A 19,600-nucleotide genomic window follows, 5' to 3' on the forward strand; every position below is an offset into this window, starting at 1 on the left:
ATAATCAATTAATAATAAAAGGCTCTAAAACTTAATAGATGGGTATTGAAAATAATCCCTTATCAGTGAAGCCCTATAATTTTGCTTTATGCATTGTTGAATTATATAAAGATTTAATCCAGAACAAAAAAGAATTTACGCTTTCAAAGCAATTATTAAAATCAGGAACTTCAATTGGGGCTAATGCAGCCGAGGCGAACGGTGCAATTTCTAAAGCCGATTTCTCTTCAAAGATCTCAATAGCATATAAAGAAAGTTTAGAAACGAAATATTGGTTGTCTTTAATGAAGGATTCGGATTATATTCCCATAAATAAGGCAAATAAATTAATTGATAATGCTGATGAGTTATCAAAAATTATGTTTTCAATTTTAAAAACCACCAGAATCGGTAGTAAATAATAATAATAGTGATTTTTGCTAATTGCTAATTGCTAATTGCTAATTGCTAAATGAAATGAGCGGAATTTATATCCATATCCCTTTTTGCAAACAAGCTTGTCATTATTGCGACTTCCATTTTTCCACAAGCATGGGGAAGAAGGAAGCGATGATCAATGCCTTGCAGCGTGAGCTTGAACTGCGCAAGGATGAATTTAAGGGAGAAACCGTAGGGACCATTTATTTTGGTGGGGGGACGCCTTCGGTCCTGAGCACATTGGAGATCAATGCCATCATTGCAACGATATACAAGAATTACAACGTCATTGAAAATCCGGAAATTACCCTGGAGGCCAATCCCGATGATCTTGACAGTTCAAAAATAAAGGCCCTGGCAGATTCACCAATCAACAGGCTGAGCATTGGGATACAATCCTTTTTTGAGGACGATCTACGAATGATGAACAGGGCCCATAACGCGGTAGAGGCCGAGACCTGTATCCGGGAGGCCAGCACTTATTTCGATAACATATCCATAGATCTTATTTATGGTGTTCCCGGGATGACCAAGGAACGTTGGCAGCAGAACATTGAAAAGGCACTATCATTCCAGATTCCCCATATATCCAGTTATGCATTGACAGTTGAACCCAAAACGGCGCTTAAAAAGTTTATAGATCAAGGCGTGGTTCCCCCAGTAGATGATGAGCTGGCACAGGAACATTATACTATTTTGGCCAATACCCTATCACAGGCAGGCTTTGATAATTATGAAATATCAAATTTTGGCAAACCAGGGTTTTATTCCAAAAACAATACGGCCTATTGGCAAGGGAAAAAGTATATGGGGATTGGTCCGTCCGCCCATTCCTTTGACGGGAAAAGAAGGGGTTGGAACATTGCCAACAATCCGAAATACATCAAATCCATCCAAGAGGGAAGGTTGCCCATGGAGGTTGAGGTATTGTCCACTACAGATAATTACAATGAATATGTTATGACAGGGCTACGCACCATTTGGGGAGTCTCCTTGAATCGGATCAAAACCGAATTTGGTGATCGTTACCATGCCTATATCTTACAGCAGGCCAAAAAGCATTTGGAGGAACAGTTGTTGTTTTTGGATGGAGATACCCTTTTGGTATCCAAAAAAGGCAAGTTTTTGAGCGATGGGATTGCCAGTGACCTGTTTCTTCTTAATTTAGGAGAATAAAACACATTCCTTTGATAGCCAAAATTACATACAACACCAAAAATTACCATATAGACCTTTCCAGGCCTTTGGATATTTCCATGACCCTTCGCAGCGGCGTTTCCAATGTTAACGCCTGGTATGTTGGTCCACCAAAAATAGAGCCCCATACCGAAGGCGATTTTGTGGGCAAGGTTACGGAAGGGGCTTCAACCAATTTCAATGATATTTCCTTCAACCCGCACGCCCACGGAACCCATACCGAATGCGTAGGGCACATTACCGAGGCGTTCCATTCCGTCAACAAGTGTTTGGACCAGTTTTTCTTTATGGCGGAGGTGATTACCATAGCACCCGAAAAGCAAAAAGGGGATTTTGTGATCTCCAAGAAACAACTAAAATATGCCCTTGGTAACAAAAGGAGGCAGGCAGTGATTATCCGGACCCTGCCCAATTTATCGGATAAGCTTTCCAAACAATATTCCAATACCAATCCGCCCTACCTGCAGGTAGAGGCAGCAGAATTTCTTGTGGAAAGTGGTGTGGAACACTTGCTTATAGATCTGCCATCTGTAGATAAGGAAAAGGATAACGGAGAACTCTTGGCACACAAGGCCTTTTGGAATTTCGGAGGAAATGTTAGAAACAAAGCCACAATAACCGAATTTATTTTTGTGGCCAATACCATATCTGATGGAAAATATTTCTTGAACCTACAGATAGCACCAATGGAAAACGATGCCAGCCCCAGTAGGCCGGTACTGTATAAAATTATGGATCAGTAAACTGTACGGATTAACACAACATCTGTCGGATAGGGTAAAACAATACGTGAAATGGGAGATATACTTGAAATATTCCTTGGCCTGATCTTAGGAGCCATTGTTACCTATTGGGTTTTTTCGTATTTCCGTAAGAAGAACAGAAAAGATCTTACGGAGCATCAATCTGTAGTCTTATTGGATAAGATCAGAAGTGTGTGCCGGTTGGTTTCCGTGGAAGGGGAATTTGCCGAAATCTATAGATACGAGAACACCAAAGGGGGTTTCAAAAGCCTGTGGAGCGGAAAAAAGAGAGCTTTGATCGTCATCAATGCCAAGGCCCATATTGGTTACGATCTCAAAAAGGTGAAGATGCATGCCGACACTGATAAGAAAAAGATCATCCTGATCAATTTTCCACAACCCGAAATATTGTCCATAGAGCCCGACCTACAATTTTATGATATAAAAAACGGATTGTTCAATTCCTTTTCCCCGGATGACCTTACCGCGTTGAACCAAGAGGCAAAAAAGCATATCAGGGAAAAAATACCGGAGAGCGGGCTAATGGATTCAGCCCGGAAGGAAGCTTTGGAGGCCGTGCTCCTGATCGAGAAAATAGTGGAGACCATTGGCTGGACGTTAGATTTTTCCGCTTTGGAAATGAGTGATCGGGAAAAACAAATATTGGAAAGTAAAGAATAAAAACATGCGAAAAATAGTAGTACTGGTTGGCTTTTTGATGTCAATTGTTATAGGAACCGCCCAAGAGAAAAGTAATAGCCAAGATTTTGATGACAATTATGTGCATACTGTATTCTTTTGGATGAAAGACCCCACAAATGAGGCTGCCAATAAAAAATTTGAGGTTTCGCTCAGAAAATTTTTGGACCATTCCAAATATGCCAAAACCCAATTTATTGGGAGACCACCCAAGGCATCGCGGGAGGTGGTTGATGATTCATTCACCTATTCCTTGGTCTTAAGTTTTGAATCGGCTGCGGCCCAGGAACTTTATCAAAAGGAAGAAGCCCATTTGTTGTTCATTGAAGAATCCCAAGAGCTTTGGGATCGGGTCATTGTCTATGACGCCATGGGAATTTAGAACGTTTATCAATCTCAGCATATGGATATTGAAGCATTTAGGGCCTATTGTATTGCCAAAAAAGGAGTCACAGAGGAATTCCCTTTCGATGCCGATACCTTGGTATTTAAGGTCATGGGCAAAATGTTCGCCCTGGCCCCATTGGAGCGAATTCCTTCCCAGGTCAATTTAAAGTGTGATCCGGACAGGGCCATTGAACTTAGGGAAGCCTATGACGGGATCATCATTCCGGGTTATCATATGAGCAAGACGCACTGGAATACCCTTTATATAGAACATCATTTGCCAACTTCCTTGGTCATGGAGCTCATAGATGACTCCTATGATCTGGTTGTCGCTGGTCTTACCAAAAAGTTAAAGGCAGCCTTGGATGCCCTTTGAGCATTCTAAATATGGGTATATTTACGGCCTTTAAAGAATAGTAATCTTCAATTTCCAAGATGGAGCACCTTATTGCCTTTTATAGGAACCAAATTGTAAAGCACACAACAGAATCGACTCAAATCAAGAAACTTTTATGGGTTTCCAGTATGTTGAGGTTGTTGGTGTTTTTGGCCGCAGTTGCCGGTATTTACTTTTCATTGGGGGATACCAAACTGGTCATCGGAATTATTCTGGGGACTATTGTTCTTTTTGTGTTCATGGTATCCCGCCATTCCGATTTGGTAATCAAAAAAGAAAAGTTGGTTGCCCTGATCAAGATCAACGAGACAGAGATCAAGGTATTGGCCAGGGATTACAAAGGATTGCCCGACGGGAGTCGGTTTGCAGACCCCCTGCACCATTTCAGTCAGGATATAGATCTGTTCGGGAAAGGTTCTTTTTTTCAGTATGCCAACAGGACCAACTTGGAAGAGGGAACCAAAAAATTGGCCCAACTGTTTACTGAAAATAATATTGAGAATATATCTGAAAAGCAAGCAGGGATCAAGGAGTTGGCGAATATGCCGGAATGGCGACAAAAATATGAAGCTGAGGCCGCCTTGGTGAAAACGGAAATAACGGCCAATACCATTACAGATTGGCTAAAGGCTTACAAACTGTTTGTTCCGAAGGTCATGAGATATGTCCCAATGGTATTTTCAGTACTATCCATAGTGGTTGCGATGCTCTATGTTATGGATGTGGTCTCAGGGTATGTATTGGGCTCTTGGTTCTTGTTGGGCTTGGGCATCACGGGATCATTTTTGGGTAAGATCAATATTTTGGCTGCGCAAACGGGAAAGGTCCAAACCGTTTTCCAGCAATATCAAAAGCTGATTTCTGAGATCGAAAATACAGAATTCAAATCGGGACTCCTAGAGCATAAAAAGAAAATGGTAGCTAGGAAAGATCGTAAAACATCGTCGGTGTTGAACGACTTTGCAAGACTATTGGGAGCTTTGGACCAGCGCAACAATATGTTCTTTGGGGTAGTTGGGAATGGCTTTTTGTTATGGGACCTGAAACAGGCCTATAAAATAGAGCAATGGATCAAAAGCTATGGGCAGGAGGTGGACCAGTGGTTCGATACCATCGCATTTTTTGACGCCTACAGTAGTTTGGGTAATTTTGCCTTTAATCATCCCAATTATGTATTTCCCGAGTTGACCGATAGCACTATTGTCCTAAAGGCTTCGGATGCGGCACATCCCCTATTGGATCCCCAAAAGAGAATTACCAATAATTTTGAAATACAAAAAGAACAGTTTTTTATAATTACCGGAGCCAATATGGCTGGAAAGAGTACCTTTTTGAGGACCGTATCCCTGCAAATTGTCATGGCCAATATGGGATTGCCCGTTTGTGCCAGCGCCACAGCCTATGCTCCAATAAAATTAATAACCAGTATGCGTACCTCGGATTCTTTAACAGATGATGAATCGTACTTTTTCTCGGAATTGAAACGGTTGAAATTTATTGTGGACGAGATTCAGACCGACCGCTATTTTATTGTTCTGGATGAAATACTCAAAGGGACCAATAGTACGGACAAGGCCATCGGATCAAGAAAGTTTGTGGAAAAACTGATTGGCTCCAAGGCAACGGGAATCATAGCCACCCATGATTTAAGTTTATGTGAGGCATCCGAAACCATGCCCCAAGTAGAAAATCACTATTTCGATGCAGAGATCGTTGATGGGGAACTCCATTTTGACTATAAGTTCAAAGACGGTATATGCCAAAATATGAATGCTTCCTTTCTGTTGAAAAAAATGCAAATTGTAGATTGAAGTGGTACATGGGTATTTGGGGGCTCCATGTATTGGATTAAAGTCTATACAATTTCTTTTTTTCGAAAATATCACGTATCTGTAGGCGTATAAGTCGCTTTAAAATGAGAATTTACCTACATTTGTAGCGCTGGAGAAATGGTAGCCATACCATGTCAAACCTTTGTCAGTATGGGGTTGTTTATTGGGCATAACTATGGGAATTGTTCTACGCGGGTTATTGAAGCCCTTCTTCTTTGGCGCTAACGAATCAGAATGAAAGAGGTACCACATTTAAATTACATCAGGGAATTGTCCGGAGGAGATGAGGTGCTCGAGAAAAAATTTATTGCGCTGATCAAGCAGGAGTTTCCCAAAGAAAAAGAGGTCTACCTGGAAAATCTTGGGGATAAGCGATATAGGGATACCATGCAAATGGTACAGAAATTAAAGCCCAAACTTAACTTTCTGGGGTTACAGGAAGGCTACCGCTTGGCCCTCCGTTATGAACAGGATCTCCGGTACGAGGACCCAAAATTACAAAAGGAGTTCTTGGAGATTCTGGAACGCATAGAGTCTTACATCAAAACCCTATAGAGGGCTCCACCAAGGGTTCTTGGAAAACCGCTGCCCTTCTAAACTGATCTGACGCGTATACTGTGTATTCCTGGGTAGTTTAAGCTCTATATAACATTGTCCAAATACAGCAATAACTATTGTCCATGCCAATGGGATAGCATTCTTTCTTTTTCCTACCCACATTTGTTTTTGTACCGAACTTGAAAACCAAGGAGATCTCCTAAGTGGATAACTTTTTGATGTTAATAATTTGGAAATATTCCATTAAATTGGAAATATTCCATAATTTTGTATACCTTTTTTTGGTGTGCAATGGATAAGACGATACTTCATTTGGATTTGGATACATTTTTTGTATCCGTGGAACGGCTGCAGGACAGTAGGTTAAAGCACCGTCCCCTGCTGGTAGGTGGTACCAGTGACAGGGGTGTCGTTGCCGCATGCAGTTATGAGACCAGAGGGTTTGGGGTGCATTCCGGAATGCCCATGAAAATGGCCAAACAGTTGTGTCCTGAAGCGGTGGTCATCAAGGGCAATGCAGGGACCTACAGCAAGCACTCGGACATGGTCACCGATATCATTAAAGAGCAGGTGCCCCTTTTTGAAAAATCGAGTATCGATGAGTTTTACGCGGACCTCACGGGAATGGACCGTTTTTTTGGCTGCTACCACTATGCCTCCGAACTTAGGAACAGGATCATCAAAGAAACCGGTCTGCCCATCTCTTTTGGACTTTCGTGCAACAAGGTGGTTTCCAAAGTGGCGACCAATGAGGCAAAACCCAACAATCAATTAAAAATAGATCTGGGTTACGAAAAGCCTTTTTTGGCCCCCTTGTCCATCAAAAAAATACCTATGGTGGGCGATAAGACCTATCAGGTACTCCGCAATTTGGGACTGCGACAGGTGAAGACCATCCAAGAAATGCCCATGGATATGATGCAACGGGTACTGGGTGCCAATGGGGGCGTTATTTGGAAACGCGCCAATGGGATAGACAATACCCCCGTGATTCCTTTTTCGGAGCGAAAATCCATTTCCACTGAACGTACTTTTGATAAGGACACCATAGATGTTATCAAACTTCGGGGCATCCTTGTCGCCATGACCGAGAACCTCGCCTTCCAATTGAGGAGGGGCGATAAGTTAACGGCCTGTATAGCGGTCAAGATCCGCTATTCGGATTTCAACACCTATTCCAAACAATTGAAGATTCCTTTTACCAGTGCAGACCATATCCTGATTCCCAAAATTTTGGAAATGTTCGATACCCTTTACAATAAAAGGCTATTGGTGCGGCTCATCGGGATCAGGTTCAGCCATTTGGTACAGGGCAATTATCAGATCAATTTGTTCGACGATACCGAGGAGGCCCTGAACCTATATGCCGCCCTGGACAAGATCAGGGAACGCTTTGGGGACAAAAGTGTGCTCAGGGCCTCTGGGTTGGGGGCAAAGACCATTGGCAGGATGCAGAATCCGTTCAACGGACAGCCGCCCATCATTCTGGCACACAGAAAGCAGTAGGAAGATCGCGTTTGCCCTTAGTACCGAACATTGAAACTTTTGTATTGAAAAACAACTATAATGTACATCAACTGCCATACCTACTACAGCATGCGTTTCGGAACCCTTTCCGAACTGGAGCTCCTGCAATTGGCACAGGAGAACCATGTGGGGCAGTTGGTGCTTACCGATATCAACAATACTTCGGCTTGCCTAAATTTTGTACGGAAAGCGCCCGACTATGGGGTGAGGCCTATTTTGGGAATCGATTTTAGAAATGGGGTGGATCAGTGTTTTGTGGGCATTGCCAAAAACAATGCGGGGTATCAGGAACTGAACAGTTTCCTATCCGACCACCTCCACCGCGAAAAAAAGTTTGTGCCAAGGGCCCCGGCCTTTAAAAATGCCTATGTGGTCTATCCCTTTGAGAAAGTGTTGCTGCACGAACAAAAGACCTTTTTGGAACACGAGTTCATAGGTATTTCCATAGCGGACCTCAGGCGGTTGCCCTTTTCCAAGATCATAGAGCTAAAGGATAGGTTGGTGGTACAGCAGCCCGTTACGTTTCGGAACAAGCGCGATTTTAATGCGCACCGATTGCTTCGCGCCATTGATAAGAATGTCTTGTTGAGCAAATTGCCACAGACCGAGGAGGCCAACCCCGAGGAAAAGATGTTTCCCATTCAAAATTTAGCGGCGGCCTTTTCCGAATACAGTTTTATCTTGGAGAATACGGAACGCTTACTGCGCGCCTGTAGCATCCATTTCGATTTTTCCGATGGGCGAAAGCCCCAGAACCTGGAAACCTATTCGGGAGATACCGCTGCCGATGAGGCCTTGTTGGAACAACTGTGCAGGGAAGGCCTGCCATACAGATATGGGGAAGCCGATGCGGTGGTTTTGGGACGCTTGGAAAAGGAGCTGGGCCTGATCAAGAAAATGGGGTTCGTGTCCTACTTTCTCATCAATTGGGACATTGTATCCCATGCCCGCAAACAAGGGTTCTTTTATGTGGGGAGGGGCAGTGGGGCCAACAGTATTGTGGCCTATCTGCTTCGGATCACCGATGTGGACCCCATTGAGCTCGATCTGTATTTTGAGCGTTTTATCAATCTGTACCGTGTAAATCCGCCCGATTTTGATATCGACTTTTCCTGGAAGGACCGGGAAGCCATGACGCAGTACATTTTTGGGCGTTTCCCCCACGTATCCCTCTTGGGAACCTATGTCACCTTTCAGGTCAAAGGAGTGATCCGGGAATTGGGAAAAGTGTTTGGTCTGCCCAAAGAGGAGATCGATGTGCTCTGTGATGGGAAATACAATCCGTCACAATTGGACGAGATGTCGCTTTTGGTCCTCAAATACGGGGAGCTGATCAAGGGTATGCCCAATTATCTGAGTATCCATGCCGGTGGGATTTTGATCACGGAACGACCTATACATTATTTTTCCGCCACCCATTTGCCCCCCAAAGGGTATCCTACTACCCATTTTGATATGGTGATTGCCGAGGATGTGGGACTCTTCAAATTCGATATCCTTTCGCAACGGGGACTGGCAAAAATAGAGGAGACCTTGGAAATTTTGGCCTACAACCAACCAGAGCAGGTGGAGACCTTTGATATCCATAATATCAAAAGGTTCAAAACCGATCCCGTAGTGAACGCCCTCGTAAAAAGTGCCCAGTGTATGGGCTGTTTTTATGTGGAGTCCCCGGCCATGCGCATGCTATTGAAAAAGTTGGAGGTAGATACCTATTTGGGGCTGGTGGCGGCAAGCTCCATCATACGGCCCGGGGTATCCAAAAGTGGCATGATGCGCGAATATATCCTAAGGCACCGGGAGAAGGGCAGGGCAGCGGAAAGGGCCCACCCCGTGATGCTGCAAATCATGCCAGAAACCTATGGGGTTATGGTCTACCAAGAAGACGTTATCAAAGTAGCGCATTATTTTGCCGATCTGGATCTGGGGGAAGCAGATGTGCTGAGAAGGGGGATGAGCGGAAAGTTCCGCTCCCGGGAGGAGTTCCAAAAGGTAAAGGACAAGTTTGTGGACAATTGCCGGAAAAAGGGATATACCGATGCCCTCATTTTTGAAATATGGGACCAGGTGGCCAGCTTCGCGGGGTATGCCTTTGCCAAGGGGCATTCTGCTTCCTACGCCGTAGAGAGTTATCAAACCCTCTTTTTAAGGGCCTATTTTCCGTTGGAATATATGGTTGCCGTACTCAACAATGGAGGTGGGTTCTACAGTCCGGAATTCTATATCCATGAGGCCCAGATGTTGGGGGCCATCATACACCCGCCCTGTATCAACAAAAGTGTTGCCGTCAATTGTATCTATGGGAAAGATCTGTATTTGGGATACATGTACCTGAGGGAATTGGAGGCAAGGGTCATGGAACGGATCTTGAAGGAACGGAAGGCGAACGGTCCCTTTTTGTCCTTGACCGATTTTGTGGACCGGGTCCCTATTTCCATTGAGCAATTGAGTATCCTGATCCGGATTGATGCCTTTCGGTTTACGAAGGTGAACAAGCATGAGCTCTTATGGGAGGCCCATTTGTCCCTTTCTAAAAGCACAAAATTGGACCAGCCCAAATTGTTTCCTGCCAAACGCCAGGATTTTACAATCCCCAAACTGCACACGACCGATCTGGAAATGGCCTTTACTCAGTTGGAGCTCCTGGGTTTTAGCCTCTGCAGTCCGTTCGAAATCTTGGCAGAACCTCCCAAGAATGCCAACGGCAAGCGGGATTTGGAGACCTATCTGGACAAATACATAGACATCTACGGTTATTTGGTAACGGTAAAGAACACCAAGACGCACAAAGGTACCCGCATGAACTTTGCCACGCTGGTAGACCAATACGGGGAGGTGTTCGATACGGTACTGTTTCCGCCCATAGCCGCCCAGTACCCGTTTCGGGGGAGGGGTATCTACAGGTTTTACGGAAAGGTGGTGAGTGAGTTTGGTTTTTTGAGCATAGAGGTCCTAAAAATGCAGAAACAGGACTATATCCAAGATCCGCGCTATGCGGATATGAAGACCTCCAAAAAGCCAGGGATTCCAGTGAAATAATTTTTTGAAAAAAATATACATACAATAGAAATTTTACTATATTTATAATCGGGTCAAAGTTAACTTTGATTTTTCCCCTACGAATTAAACTTACATAAATCCATAACCATGACATTAAAAAATAGCCTGCTGGTATTTTTTGCCCTTTTCAGTTTCGCCATCAATGCACAAACTGAAATCCAGAAAGTGACGGGAGTTACAGAATTTAAGGTGGAAACGGATGTCCTAGAGGAGTTGACAAACTTCGATTGGGAGGTCGTCGCCGACATATTTGAAGCCAATGCCCCAGAGACCGAAATAAAAATAGTTCTGGTCTATGATCAAGAAGTTAAATTCAATAATGTGCATGTGGACAACTTTGAATTGGTCCTAAACGGTAAAACGTCGGAACTGGTATCAATGATCGAAAAATCCAAAGGCATGGTTGCCAAACTAAGCAAGCTTAATTAAAGAATGAGCAAAGTTCAAATCATAGGTATATTTGTATTCCTGACCGGTATCTGTCTATTTTATTTGTGGAACAGTACCAATTGGAGTTTACTGGGAGCAGCCCTGATAGGATTTGGTTTTGGGGTTGTTCTCATAGGAAACATTGGGCCTTTTAGAAAACAGTCTACCAAAAGGTCAAAGCTTCAAGATGTATAGCGGCCTGTTCCCTATGCTGACCGAAGTGACCATAGAATTAAACTCTCAAAAAGAATAGGCCATATTCTTTGATCTCCCTGGGAAGTTAAATTCATTTTTTAGGAATAGGTACCACACACAATACATGTCATCCATGGTGCCTTTGAATACCTATATGGGTTTTAGGTTTGGAAAAATAATTACCTTTAAACAGGTAATGGTAAGCCATTGCAATTATAACCAAACCAACTACAACCCAAAACCCATGAGAAGCCTTTCATTTATTTTTATCGCTCTACTACTTTTTTCCTGTACTTCCGCTGATCATGACAAGGTTTTTGTCCCTGGTCTTAAGGAACCCGTTGAACTTGTCCGGGATCAATGGGGCATCAACCACATCTATGCCAAAAACCAACACGATCTATTTTTTGCACAGGGGTATGCGGCGGCAAAGGACCGTCTCTTTCAATTTGAGATCTGGAGGCGACAGGCCACTGGGACCGTCTCGGAAATATTGGGCGAAAGGGAGTTAAAGCGTGACATAGGAACCCGACTCTTTAAATATCGGGGGGATATGACCCAGGAAATGAACTACTACCATAAAGACGGCGTTGAAATTATTACGGCCTATGCGAATGGTGTGAATGCCTATATTGAGGAAATACTAAAAACTCCGGAACAATTGCCCATAGAATTCCAAATTTTAAACATCAAACCTGGAAAATGGACTCCAGAAGTGGTCATCTCCAGACATCAAGGCCTTTTGGGCAATATAGAAGAAGAATTACAGTTGGGACGGGCTGTTGCCAAATTGGGAGCGGCCACCGTAAAGGATCTCTCCTGGTTCCACCCAAAGGATCCCGTCATAGATCTGGACCCCAGAATTGACCAAGAACTTCTTTTTCAAGATATTCTGGAACTCTACAAGGCCTATAGAAAACCGGTTGCCTTTCAGGAAAGTGATGTACAGGAGGCCTATAAAAGTATGGCCTATGAGACGGCCTTGTTAACACCAAAAGTAGAAAGGGAAGACCCGCGTTCCATAGGAAGCAACAACTGGGTTGTAAGTGGGTCGTTAATGGCCGATGGCAACACCTATATGGCCAATGATCCCCATAGGACCATTGCCGTGCCATCATTGCGGTACATGACACATTTGGTGGCTCCGGGATGGAATGTAATAGGGGGCGGGGAGCCAGAAATTCCTGGAATTTCGATAGGACATAATGAATATGGCACTTGGGGGCTTACGGTTTTTGAAACAGATGGGGAAGACTTATATGTCTATGAGTTGAATCCTGAAAATCCCAACCAATACAAGTATAAAGACCAATGGGTGGACATGACCATTATTACGGAGACCATCAAAGTGAAAGGGAGGGAAGATGAACATGTAGATTTGAAATACACCCAACATGGGCCAGTGGTCTATGTGGACGGAGCACAGCATGTGGCCTATGCCGTCCGCTGTGCTTGGTTGGAGCCCGGGGGTTCACCTTATTTGGCCTCCTTACGCATGGACCAGGCTAAGACATGGGAAGAGTTCAGGGAGGCATGCAACTACAGTCATATTCCTGGTGAGAATATGGTTTGGGCCGATAAGAAAGGAAATATAGGTTGGCAGGCCGTTGGAATAGCCCCAGTCAGAAATAATTTTAGTGGAATGGTACCAGTACCAGGTAACGGCAGTTACGAATGGGATGGGTATCTGCCCATTGTCCAAAAACCTAACGCACTTAATCCGACAAATGGTTTTATTGCTACCGCTAACCAGAGTGTTACCCCAGAAGAATACGACCACTGGAATGCCATTGGCTACTCTTGGGCAGATCCGTATCGGGGAGATAGAATCAATGAGGTTTTGGCGTCTGGAACGAATATGACGATGGAAGATATGAAGTCCCTACAGGTAGACTACCTATCCCTGCCAGCCAGGACTTTGGTCCCCCTGCTCACTGTTTTGCCCATGCCCGGAAAAGTCAAGGAGGCTAGGGATAAGTTGGTGCAGTGGGACTATAAGTTGGAAGCCTCATCTGTTGAGGCGGCCATTTATGTAGCTTTTGAAAACCAGCTTAGAAAACTAGCCAATGATAGTTTTATTCCCATGGCAGGAAAGGGGATTATAGATAATATCCAAATGAAGAAGGTCATGGATTGGATTGAATATCCAGATGATAGGTTTGGTGCCAATCCCACTGTAGGACGAAATAAATTTCTCTTTCGGGCATTTGTGAACGGGATTGCAGATCTACAGGCCACGTTAGGGGATGATATGGATCAATGGCAATATGGGCAGGAAAAATTTAAACATACCTATATGGCACATGCCTTGGGAGGAGTGGTCAACGAGGAAACCAGGGCAAAGTTGGATCTTGGTCCCCTGCCAAGGGGCGGAAACTCCTTTACTCCCGGTTCCACGGGTGCAAATAACAGACAGCATAGTGGTGCTTCCTTTAGGATGATCGTGAATACAGGTGATTGGGATGCGGCCATTGGCACCAATGGTCCCGGGCAATCTGGAGATCCAGATAGCCCTTTCTACGACAATCTGTTTGAATCTTGGGCCAAGGATCAATACTTTCCCGTCTTTTATTCACGTGGTAAAATTGATTCCGTGGCTGTGTCCAAGACGTATTTACAGCCCCAAGCAAAGCAGTAACACCGTCTTCTTGGAACCATTGCGGAATCCTTTTGGAAACAGCTTTTTATAGGGGACTTCAGAAAGGAATTTCCTATATTTAGATGTGGCAGGAAAGGTCTGGACTTTTTGACCCTCCAATAAGTCATCAAAGAATACTACGGGATGGAGACGATCAACAAAATATTGGAGTTTGAACTTTTTACTATTGGAGATTATACGGTAAAATTTTCCAAACTGGTAACCGTCATTTTGATCTTGGCGAGCGCCAGGGTAATCCTTTGGATAATTAAAAAAGGGCTTTCCCGTAAATCGGCTCTTAATAAATTGGACCACGGTAGTGCTTACGCGCTTTACCAAATGATGAAATATATCATTTGGATTTTGGCAATTGCCTTTTTGTTGGAGAACATAGGTGTCAAGGTCACTATCTTACTGGCCGGTTCTGCGGCGCTCCTCGTAGGAATTGGGTTGGGTTTGCAACAGACTTTCAATGATATTTTATCGGGTATTATTTTACTTTCAGAACGCACCATAAAAGTGGATGATATTTTGGAGGTAGATGGTGATGTAGTCATGATACAGAGTATTGGATTGAGAACCTCCAAAGCACTGAACAGGGACGATATTTCCATAATCCTACCCAATTCCCTGATTACAAATAGCAAGGTGATCAATTGGAGCCATCAAACCGATAAGTCCAGGTTCCGGATAGACGTGGGGGTGGCCTATGGCAGTGATGTGGATCTGGTCATAAAGATTTTGGAAGAAAGCGCCTTTGAGCACCCCGATGTATATGCACGGGAATTGGTAGAAGCCCGATTGATGAATTTTGGAAACTCTTCCTTGGATTTTCAATTGTTGTTTTTTAGCAAGAGCATATTTAGGATCGGAAAGGCCAAAAGTGATATCCGTAGAATTATCAATAGAAAATTTAATGAACACCATATTACCATCCCCTTTCCCCAAATGGATGTGTACCTTAAATCAAATGCCCCTGCCAAGGGTTTGGACCAAGAGTAATTAGATAAACATTAAAATTTGATACGATGAAAAAATTGACCAAAGAGGACATCAAGCAGGAGGTTTTTGATCTGTATGATGACTATGCACATAACAAAATTGAGAGAAGGCAATTTATTGAAAAACTGTCTCTTTATGCCGTGGGTGGTATCACCATTGCTTCCCTACTCAGTTTTATGATGCCCAATTATATAGATTCTATCTTGGTGCAGCCAAACGACCCCAGATTACAATCGGATTATATTACTTATGATTCTCCAAAGGGCGGGGGTAAGATCAAGGGGTTATTGTCCAAGCCTATGGATGTAGAAGGGAAATTGCCGGGGATTATTGTAGTTCATGAAAATCGGGGCCTGAATCCCTATATTGAAGATGTAGGAAGACGGGCGGCATTGGAGGGATTTATTACCTTGGCCCCAGATGCGCTAACGCCGCTGGGAGGTTATCCCGGAAATGACGATGAAGGTAGGGAGATGCAGCGAAAGCGCGACCGAAATGAAATGTTGGAAGATTTTATTGCGGCCTATGAATATGTGATTTCACGTGAGGACTGTAACGGTAAGGTGGGCGTGGTCGGATTTTGTTTTGGGGGCTGGATTGCCAATATGATGGCAGTAAAGGTTCCCTCCCTCTCAGCTGCAGTTCCCTTCTATGGGGGGCAGCCAACCGATGAGGAGGCAGCACTAGTCAAAGCCCCATTGATGCTCCAATTTGCCGGATTGGACGAAAGGGTCAATGCGGGCTGGCCGGCTTATGAGAAAGTGCTGAAGGCCAATAATGTTGAACATATCGCACATTTTTATCCAGAGGTGAACCACGGATTTCATAACAATACTACCCCGAGATATGATGAATCTGCGGCTAATTTGGCGTGGGGAAGAACCATGGAATTTTTTAAGGATAAACTCAAAGGAAAGTAGAGGAGCCGTTAATGTGGCAAGACACAAGTAGGAATATCTCTTGATTTAGATGACAATTGACTATTATGGATATCTTTCCTTACAAATACATCATCCTTTCCCTAACATTTCTGGTAGTAACAATGATGCTCGACAAAATTATGATCTTTGATTTTAACAAGAACAGTAGTCTTTCCCAATGGACTATTCTGGACGACGTGGTCATGGGGGGAAGGTCCGCCAGTACCATTTCTGTCAATGCTGAAGGACACGGAGTTTTTGAAGGTAGCGTTTCCTTGGAAAATAATGGGGGCTTCGCCTCGGTACGCTATCAAGGAGAGACCATAGAGGTGAAGCAATTCACCAAATGTGTGATCCGACTAAAGGGCGATGGCAAAGATTATCAGTTTAGGATCAAATCCAAAGAACAGGATTATTATAGTTACATAAACAAATTCAGTACCACCGGCGATTGGCAAACTTTGGAAATTACTTTGGACGAAATGACGCCCTGGTTCAGGGGGAGAAGGCTGGATATGCCCAATTATCCCGGAATTACCATGGCTTCCATCAGCTTTTTGATAGGAAACAAAAAAGCAGAGGAATTTAAACTGCTGATTGATAGGATAGAAATACAGTAAAAAAACCTATTCATTAAAAAAGGCCTTTATCTTGTAGACAAAGGCCCTTTTACGAGAACACTATATGAAAATGAAAAAATTAACTCCTTAACTAATACATGGTAAATATATTTCCGTATTCCATCGTGGAGAAATTATAGTTGTGAAGTGCGTTAGTTTTGTGGTGTTATGGTACTATTTTGTTATTTGCTTTCTTTTTCATATCCTATTCTAGAATAATCACGATATTTATCAGTCGAAATTAATCTCCCTTGTAAATGGGGGTATCAACACAAAACTCATAATAAAGAAGCTATGCCAAAATTGGAACGAATAGAGGAGTTTAAAAAATCTGTCCATAACAAATTCAATATATACAACAGCCTATTTCTTAGTCTGCCCTATAGAAACATAGAAAACGTAGGGATGTTGATCCCTTTATTGGGGCATCAAGCAGACAAAGGCCTTAAATCTGGTAAAAATCCATTGGAGATCTTGGATGCCTTTTTTCAGAATTATGCCAATATTGAATCGGAAAAGGACAGGATAGATTTCATGTTCAGCATCATCCAGTATGTGGAACGCCAAGTAGTATTGTACGATAGCGTTGAGGATGCCGCTTTTCCAAAATTACAGGAACACAGTAATTCCCTGACCATCAAGGATTATGGTCAAATTGTGGAAAAAAATAAAAGTTGGGACGAAATATCCGAAAAGTTGTCCACCTTCAGTGCACGAATAGTTTTAACGGCACATCCAACCCAATTTTATACCCCTGCGGTATTGGATATCATGGATAGCCTTAGGTCGTTGATCGTAGACGATAAAATCGACGAAATAGACCTTACCCTGCAACAGCTGGGGCTTACCTCCCTTATCAATGCCAAAAAGCCCACACCCTTGGTGGAGGCGAAAAATATCATCCATATTTTAAGAAATGTATATTACAACGCCATTGGTGAGCTGTACTCCTATATAAAAGAACATATACAGAAACAGGATTTCAACAACCATAATATCATGAAACTGGGATTTTGGCCCGGAGGTGATAGAGATGGCAATCCTTTTGTAACGGCTGCGATGACCAATGAGGTTGCCGATGAACTGCGCACCACCTTAATGAAATGCTATTACCATGATTTAAAGGCCCTGCAACAAAAGTTGAGCTTTACAGACCTGCAAGACCTGCTCAATGAATTGAGGGAAAAACTATATGTGACCATGTTCAATGTGCAAAAGATCATGGGCTATGAGGAAATCATAGATCCCCTGTTGAAAATCCGGGAAATATTGATCAACGAATACAATTCATTGTATCTAAAAGATTTGGATCAGCTCATTGACAAGGTCAAAATATTCAAGACGCATTTCGCAACATTGGACATCAGGCAGGACCACAGCGTACATAAGAACACGGTAACTTCCATATTAAAACAACAAGGGCTCATCAAAGAAAATTTGGACGAGTTGGGAGAAGAGAATTTGATAGAACTGTTGTTGCGCAAAAACATCAACGTGCAATATGACGATTTTGAGGATGACCTGGTAAGGGATACCATCCAGAACATAGGTCAACTTAAGAACATCCAAAGCAAAAACGGGGAGGAAGGCTGTAATAGGTATGCCATCAGTAATTCTGAAGATATCTTTTCGGTGCTCTTTGTATATGGACTGCTAAGATGGTGTGGAGAGTGGGAAGAGGGTAAAATACCTTTTGATATCGTGCCATTGTTCGAGACCATGAACGGCATGGCAACTTCGGAAGATACCATGAACGGAGTATTCGATTTACCGGAGTATAGGGCACATATTAGATTTAGGGACAACAAACAGACCATTATGCTTGGCTTTTCCGATGGGACCAAGGATGGGGGGTATGTGAAGGCCAATTGGTCTATCTTTAAAACCAAGGAGAAATTATCCGCTGTTTGTGGCCAAAGGGATGTCAAGGCCATATTCTTTGATGGCCGAGGGGGACCACCGGCACGTGGAGGTGGTAAAACACATCGTTTTTATGCCGCACAGACCAAGGATATTGCCAACAACGAAATTCAGCTTACCATTCAGGGACAGACCATAACCAGTAATTATGGTACCAAAGACCTGTTTATGCACAATTGTGAGCAATTGCTGACTGCTGGTCTATCCAATGATCTTTTCGGGCGGGAAAATGCCATATCCACAGAGATGCGACAATTATTGGAAGAGCTTTCCGAGCTTAGTTTTGCCAAGTATGATTCCCTGAAGCACCATGAGAAATTCATGTCGTACCTGGAAGAAAAGAGCACTTTGAAATATTATAACAAAGCCAATATTGGGAGTAGGCCCGGAAAAAGGGGGAACAAGGCGAAATTGGAGCTATCTGACCTGAGGGCTATATCCTTTGTGGGTTCTTGGAGCCAATTAAAACAAAACGTACCTGGATATTTCGGCATAGGAACGGCTATAAAAACCTTGAAAGATAGAGGGCGACTCAATGATGTTAAGCAACTCTTCCAAGAAGTGCCATTCTTTAAGGCCTTGATGTTAAATAGTATGATGGCATTGTCCAAATGTTATTTTGAGCTTACCAGTTATATGAAGGACGATAAAGAATACGGGGAGTTCTGGAATATCCTACATGAAGAATACATGTTGTCAAAGGAAATGCTGCTTTTGATTTCCGATTTTAAAATATTGATGGAGGAAGAGGCCGTTTCCAGGGAATCCATAAAAATTAGGGAAGCTATTGTCCTTCCTTTGTTGGTTATACAGCAATATGGCCTTCAAAAAATAGCACAAGGATCGGAATATAAGGAACTATATGAAAAGATAGTGACAAGGTCGCTATACGGAAATATAAATGCCAGTAGGAATTCGGCATAGTTCGGGAATCTTAAATTTTAAAGCAAGGGGTGGAAACAATAGTTTTTACCCCTTATTTTTTGATATATGGCAAAAGTTTGAAGATTATTTGAGGATTGTTTAAAATTACTGGCTTAGACCAGCAGTAGTTGTGCC

The 19,600-nt window shown here is 43.2% G+C and carries 17 protein-coding genes; all 17 read left to right on the top strand.

What is annotated here, in order from left to right; all coding sequences use genetic code 11:
• Nucleotides 1-38: 38 nt before the first annotated feature.
• The 17 genes from WAA86_RS10350 to WAA86_RS10430 all read left to right on the top strand — a co-directional run bounded on the left by WAA86_RS10350 (nt 39) and on the right by WAA86_RS10430 (nt 19,465).
• Nucleotides 39-401, top strand: coding sequence for a four helix bundle protein (locus tag WAA86_RS10350; RefSeq protein WP_337300929.1), 363 nt, complete (start codon nt 39-41; stop codon nt 399-401).
• Nucleotides 402-456: 55 nt separating this feature from the next.
• Complete coding sequence (gene hemW / locus WAA86_RS10355) at nt 457-1,593, top strand: radical SAM family heme chaperone HemW (RefSeq protein WP_337300930.1); 1,137 nt, start codon at nt 457-459, stop codon at nt 1,591-1,593.
• Between the two features lie 11 nt (nt 1,594-1,604).
• A complete protein-coding gene (locus WAA86_RS10360; RefSeq protein WP_337300931.1) occupies nt 1,605-2,357 on the top strand; it encodes a cyclase family protein in 753 nt (250 codons plus the stop codon).
• 51 nt (nt 2,358-2,408) lie between these two features.
• Nucleotides 2,409-3,038, top strand: a complete 630-nt coding sequence (locus WAA86_RS10365) for a DUF4230 domain-containing protein (protein WP_337300932.1) — start codon at nt 2,409-2,411, stop codon at nt 3,036-3,038.
• 4 nt (nt 3,039-3,042) lie between these two features.
• Entirely contained in the window at nt 3,043-3,438 is a 396-nt protein-coding gene (locus tag WAA86_RS10370; RefSeq protein WP_337300933.1) for a Dabb family protein, read from the top strand.
• A gap of 21 nt (nt 3,439-3,459) precedes the next feature.
• Complete coding sequence (locus WAA86_RS10375) at nt 3,460-3,819, top strand: MmcQ/YjbR family DNA-binding protein (protein WP_337300934.1); 360 nt, start codon at nt 3,460-3,462, stop codon at nt 3,817-3,819.
• A 59-nt stretch (nt 3,820-3,878) separates the two neighbouring features.
• Nucleotides 3,879-5,651, top strand: a complete 1,773-nt coding sequence (locus WAA86_RS10380) for a MutS-related protein (RefSeq protein ID WP_337300935.1) — start codon at nt 3,879-3,881, stop codon at nt 5,649-5,651.
• A gap of 255 nt (nt 5,652-5,906) precedes the next feature.
• Nucleotides 5,907-6,227 (top strand): Hpt domain-containing protein, encoded by a 321-nt coding sequence (locus WAA86_RS10385; RefSeq protein ID WP_337300936.1) that lies wholly within the window; start codon nt 5,907-5,909, stop codon nt 6,225-6,227.
• A 294-nt stretch (nt 6,228-6,521) separates the two neighbouring features.
• Nucleotides 6,522-7,736 carry a DNA polymerase IV gene (gene dinB, locus WAA86_RS10390; protein ID WP_337300937.1) on the top strand — a complete coding sequence of 405 codons (1,215 nt, stop codon included), beginning with the start codon at nt 6,522-6,524 and terminating at the stop codon, nt 7,734-7,736.
• A gap of 60 nt (nt 7,737-7,796) precedes the next feature.
• Nucleotides 7,797-10,796: a DNA polymerase III subunit alpha gene (locus tag WAA86_RS10395; protein ID WP_337300938.1), complete on the top strand. Its 3,000-nt coding sequence runs from the start codon at nt 7,797-7,799 to the stop codon at nt 10,794-10,796.
• Between the two features lie 108 nt (nt 10,797-10,904).
• A complete protein-coding gene (locus tag WAA86_RS10400; RefSeq protein ID WP_337300939.1) occupies nt 10,905-11,246 on the top strand; it encodes a hypothetical protein in 342 nt (113 codons plus the stop codon).
• Between the two features lie 3 nt (nt 11,247-11,249).
• Complete coding sequence (locus WAA86_RS10405; RefSeq protein ID WP_337300940.1) at nt 11,250-11,441, top strand: hypothetical protein; 192 nt, start codon at nt 11,250-11,252, stop codon at nt 11,439-11,441.
• Between the two features lie 244 nt (nt 11,442-11,685).
• On the top strand, nt 11,686-14,079 hold the full coding sequence (locus WAA86_RS10410) for a penicillin acylase family protein (protein WP_337300941.1): 2,394 nt from the start codon (nt 11,686-11,688) through the stop codon (nt 14,077-14,079).
• A gap of 144 nt (nt 14,080-14,223) precedes the next feature.
• Nucleotides 14,224-15,081: a mechanosensitive ion channel family protein gene (locus WAA86_RS10415; protein WP_337300942.1), complete on the top strand. Its 858-nt coding sequence runs from the start codon at nt 14,224-14,226 to the stop codon at nt 15,079-15,081.
• A 26-nt stretch (nt 15,082-15,107) separates the two neighbouring features.
• Nucleotides 15,108-16,001 carry a dienelactone hydrolase family protein gene (locus WAA86_RS10420; protein WP_337300943.1) on the top strand — a complete coding sequence of 298 codons (894 nt, stop codon included), beginning with the start codon at nt 15,108-15,110 and terminating at the stop codon, nt 15,999-16,001.
• Nucleotides 16,002-16,066: 65 nt separating this feature from the next.
• Nucleotides 16,067-16,621, top strand: a complete 555-nt coding sequence (locus tag WAA86_RS10425; RefSeq protein ID WP_337300944.1) for a CIA30 family protein — start codon at nt 16,067-16,069, stop codon at nt 16,619-16,621.
• A 294-nt stretch (nt 16,622-16,915) separates the two neighbouring features.
• Nucleotides 16,916-19,465 (top strand): phosphoenolpyruvate carboxylase, encoded by a 2,550-nt coding sequence (locus WAA86_RS10430; RefSeq protein ID WP_337300945.1) that lies wholly within the window; start codon nt 16,916-16,918, stop codon nt 19,463-19,465.
• The last annotated feature ends 135 nt before the right edge of the window (nt 19,466-19,600 follow it).

The organism is Sediminicola sp. 1XM1-17, from assembly GCF_037203765.1.
Lineage (GTDB): Bacteria > Bacteroidota > Bacteroidia > Flavobacteriales > Flavobacteriaceae > Sediminicola.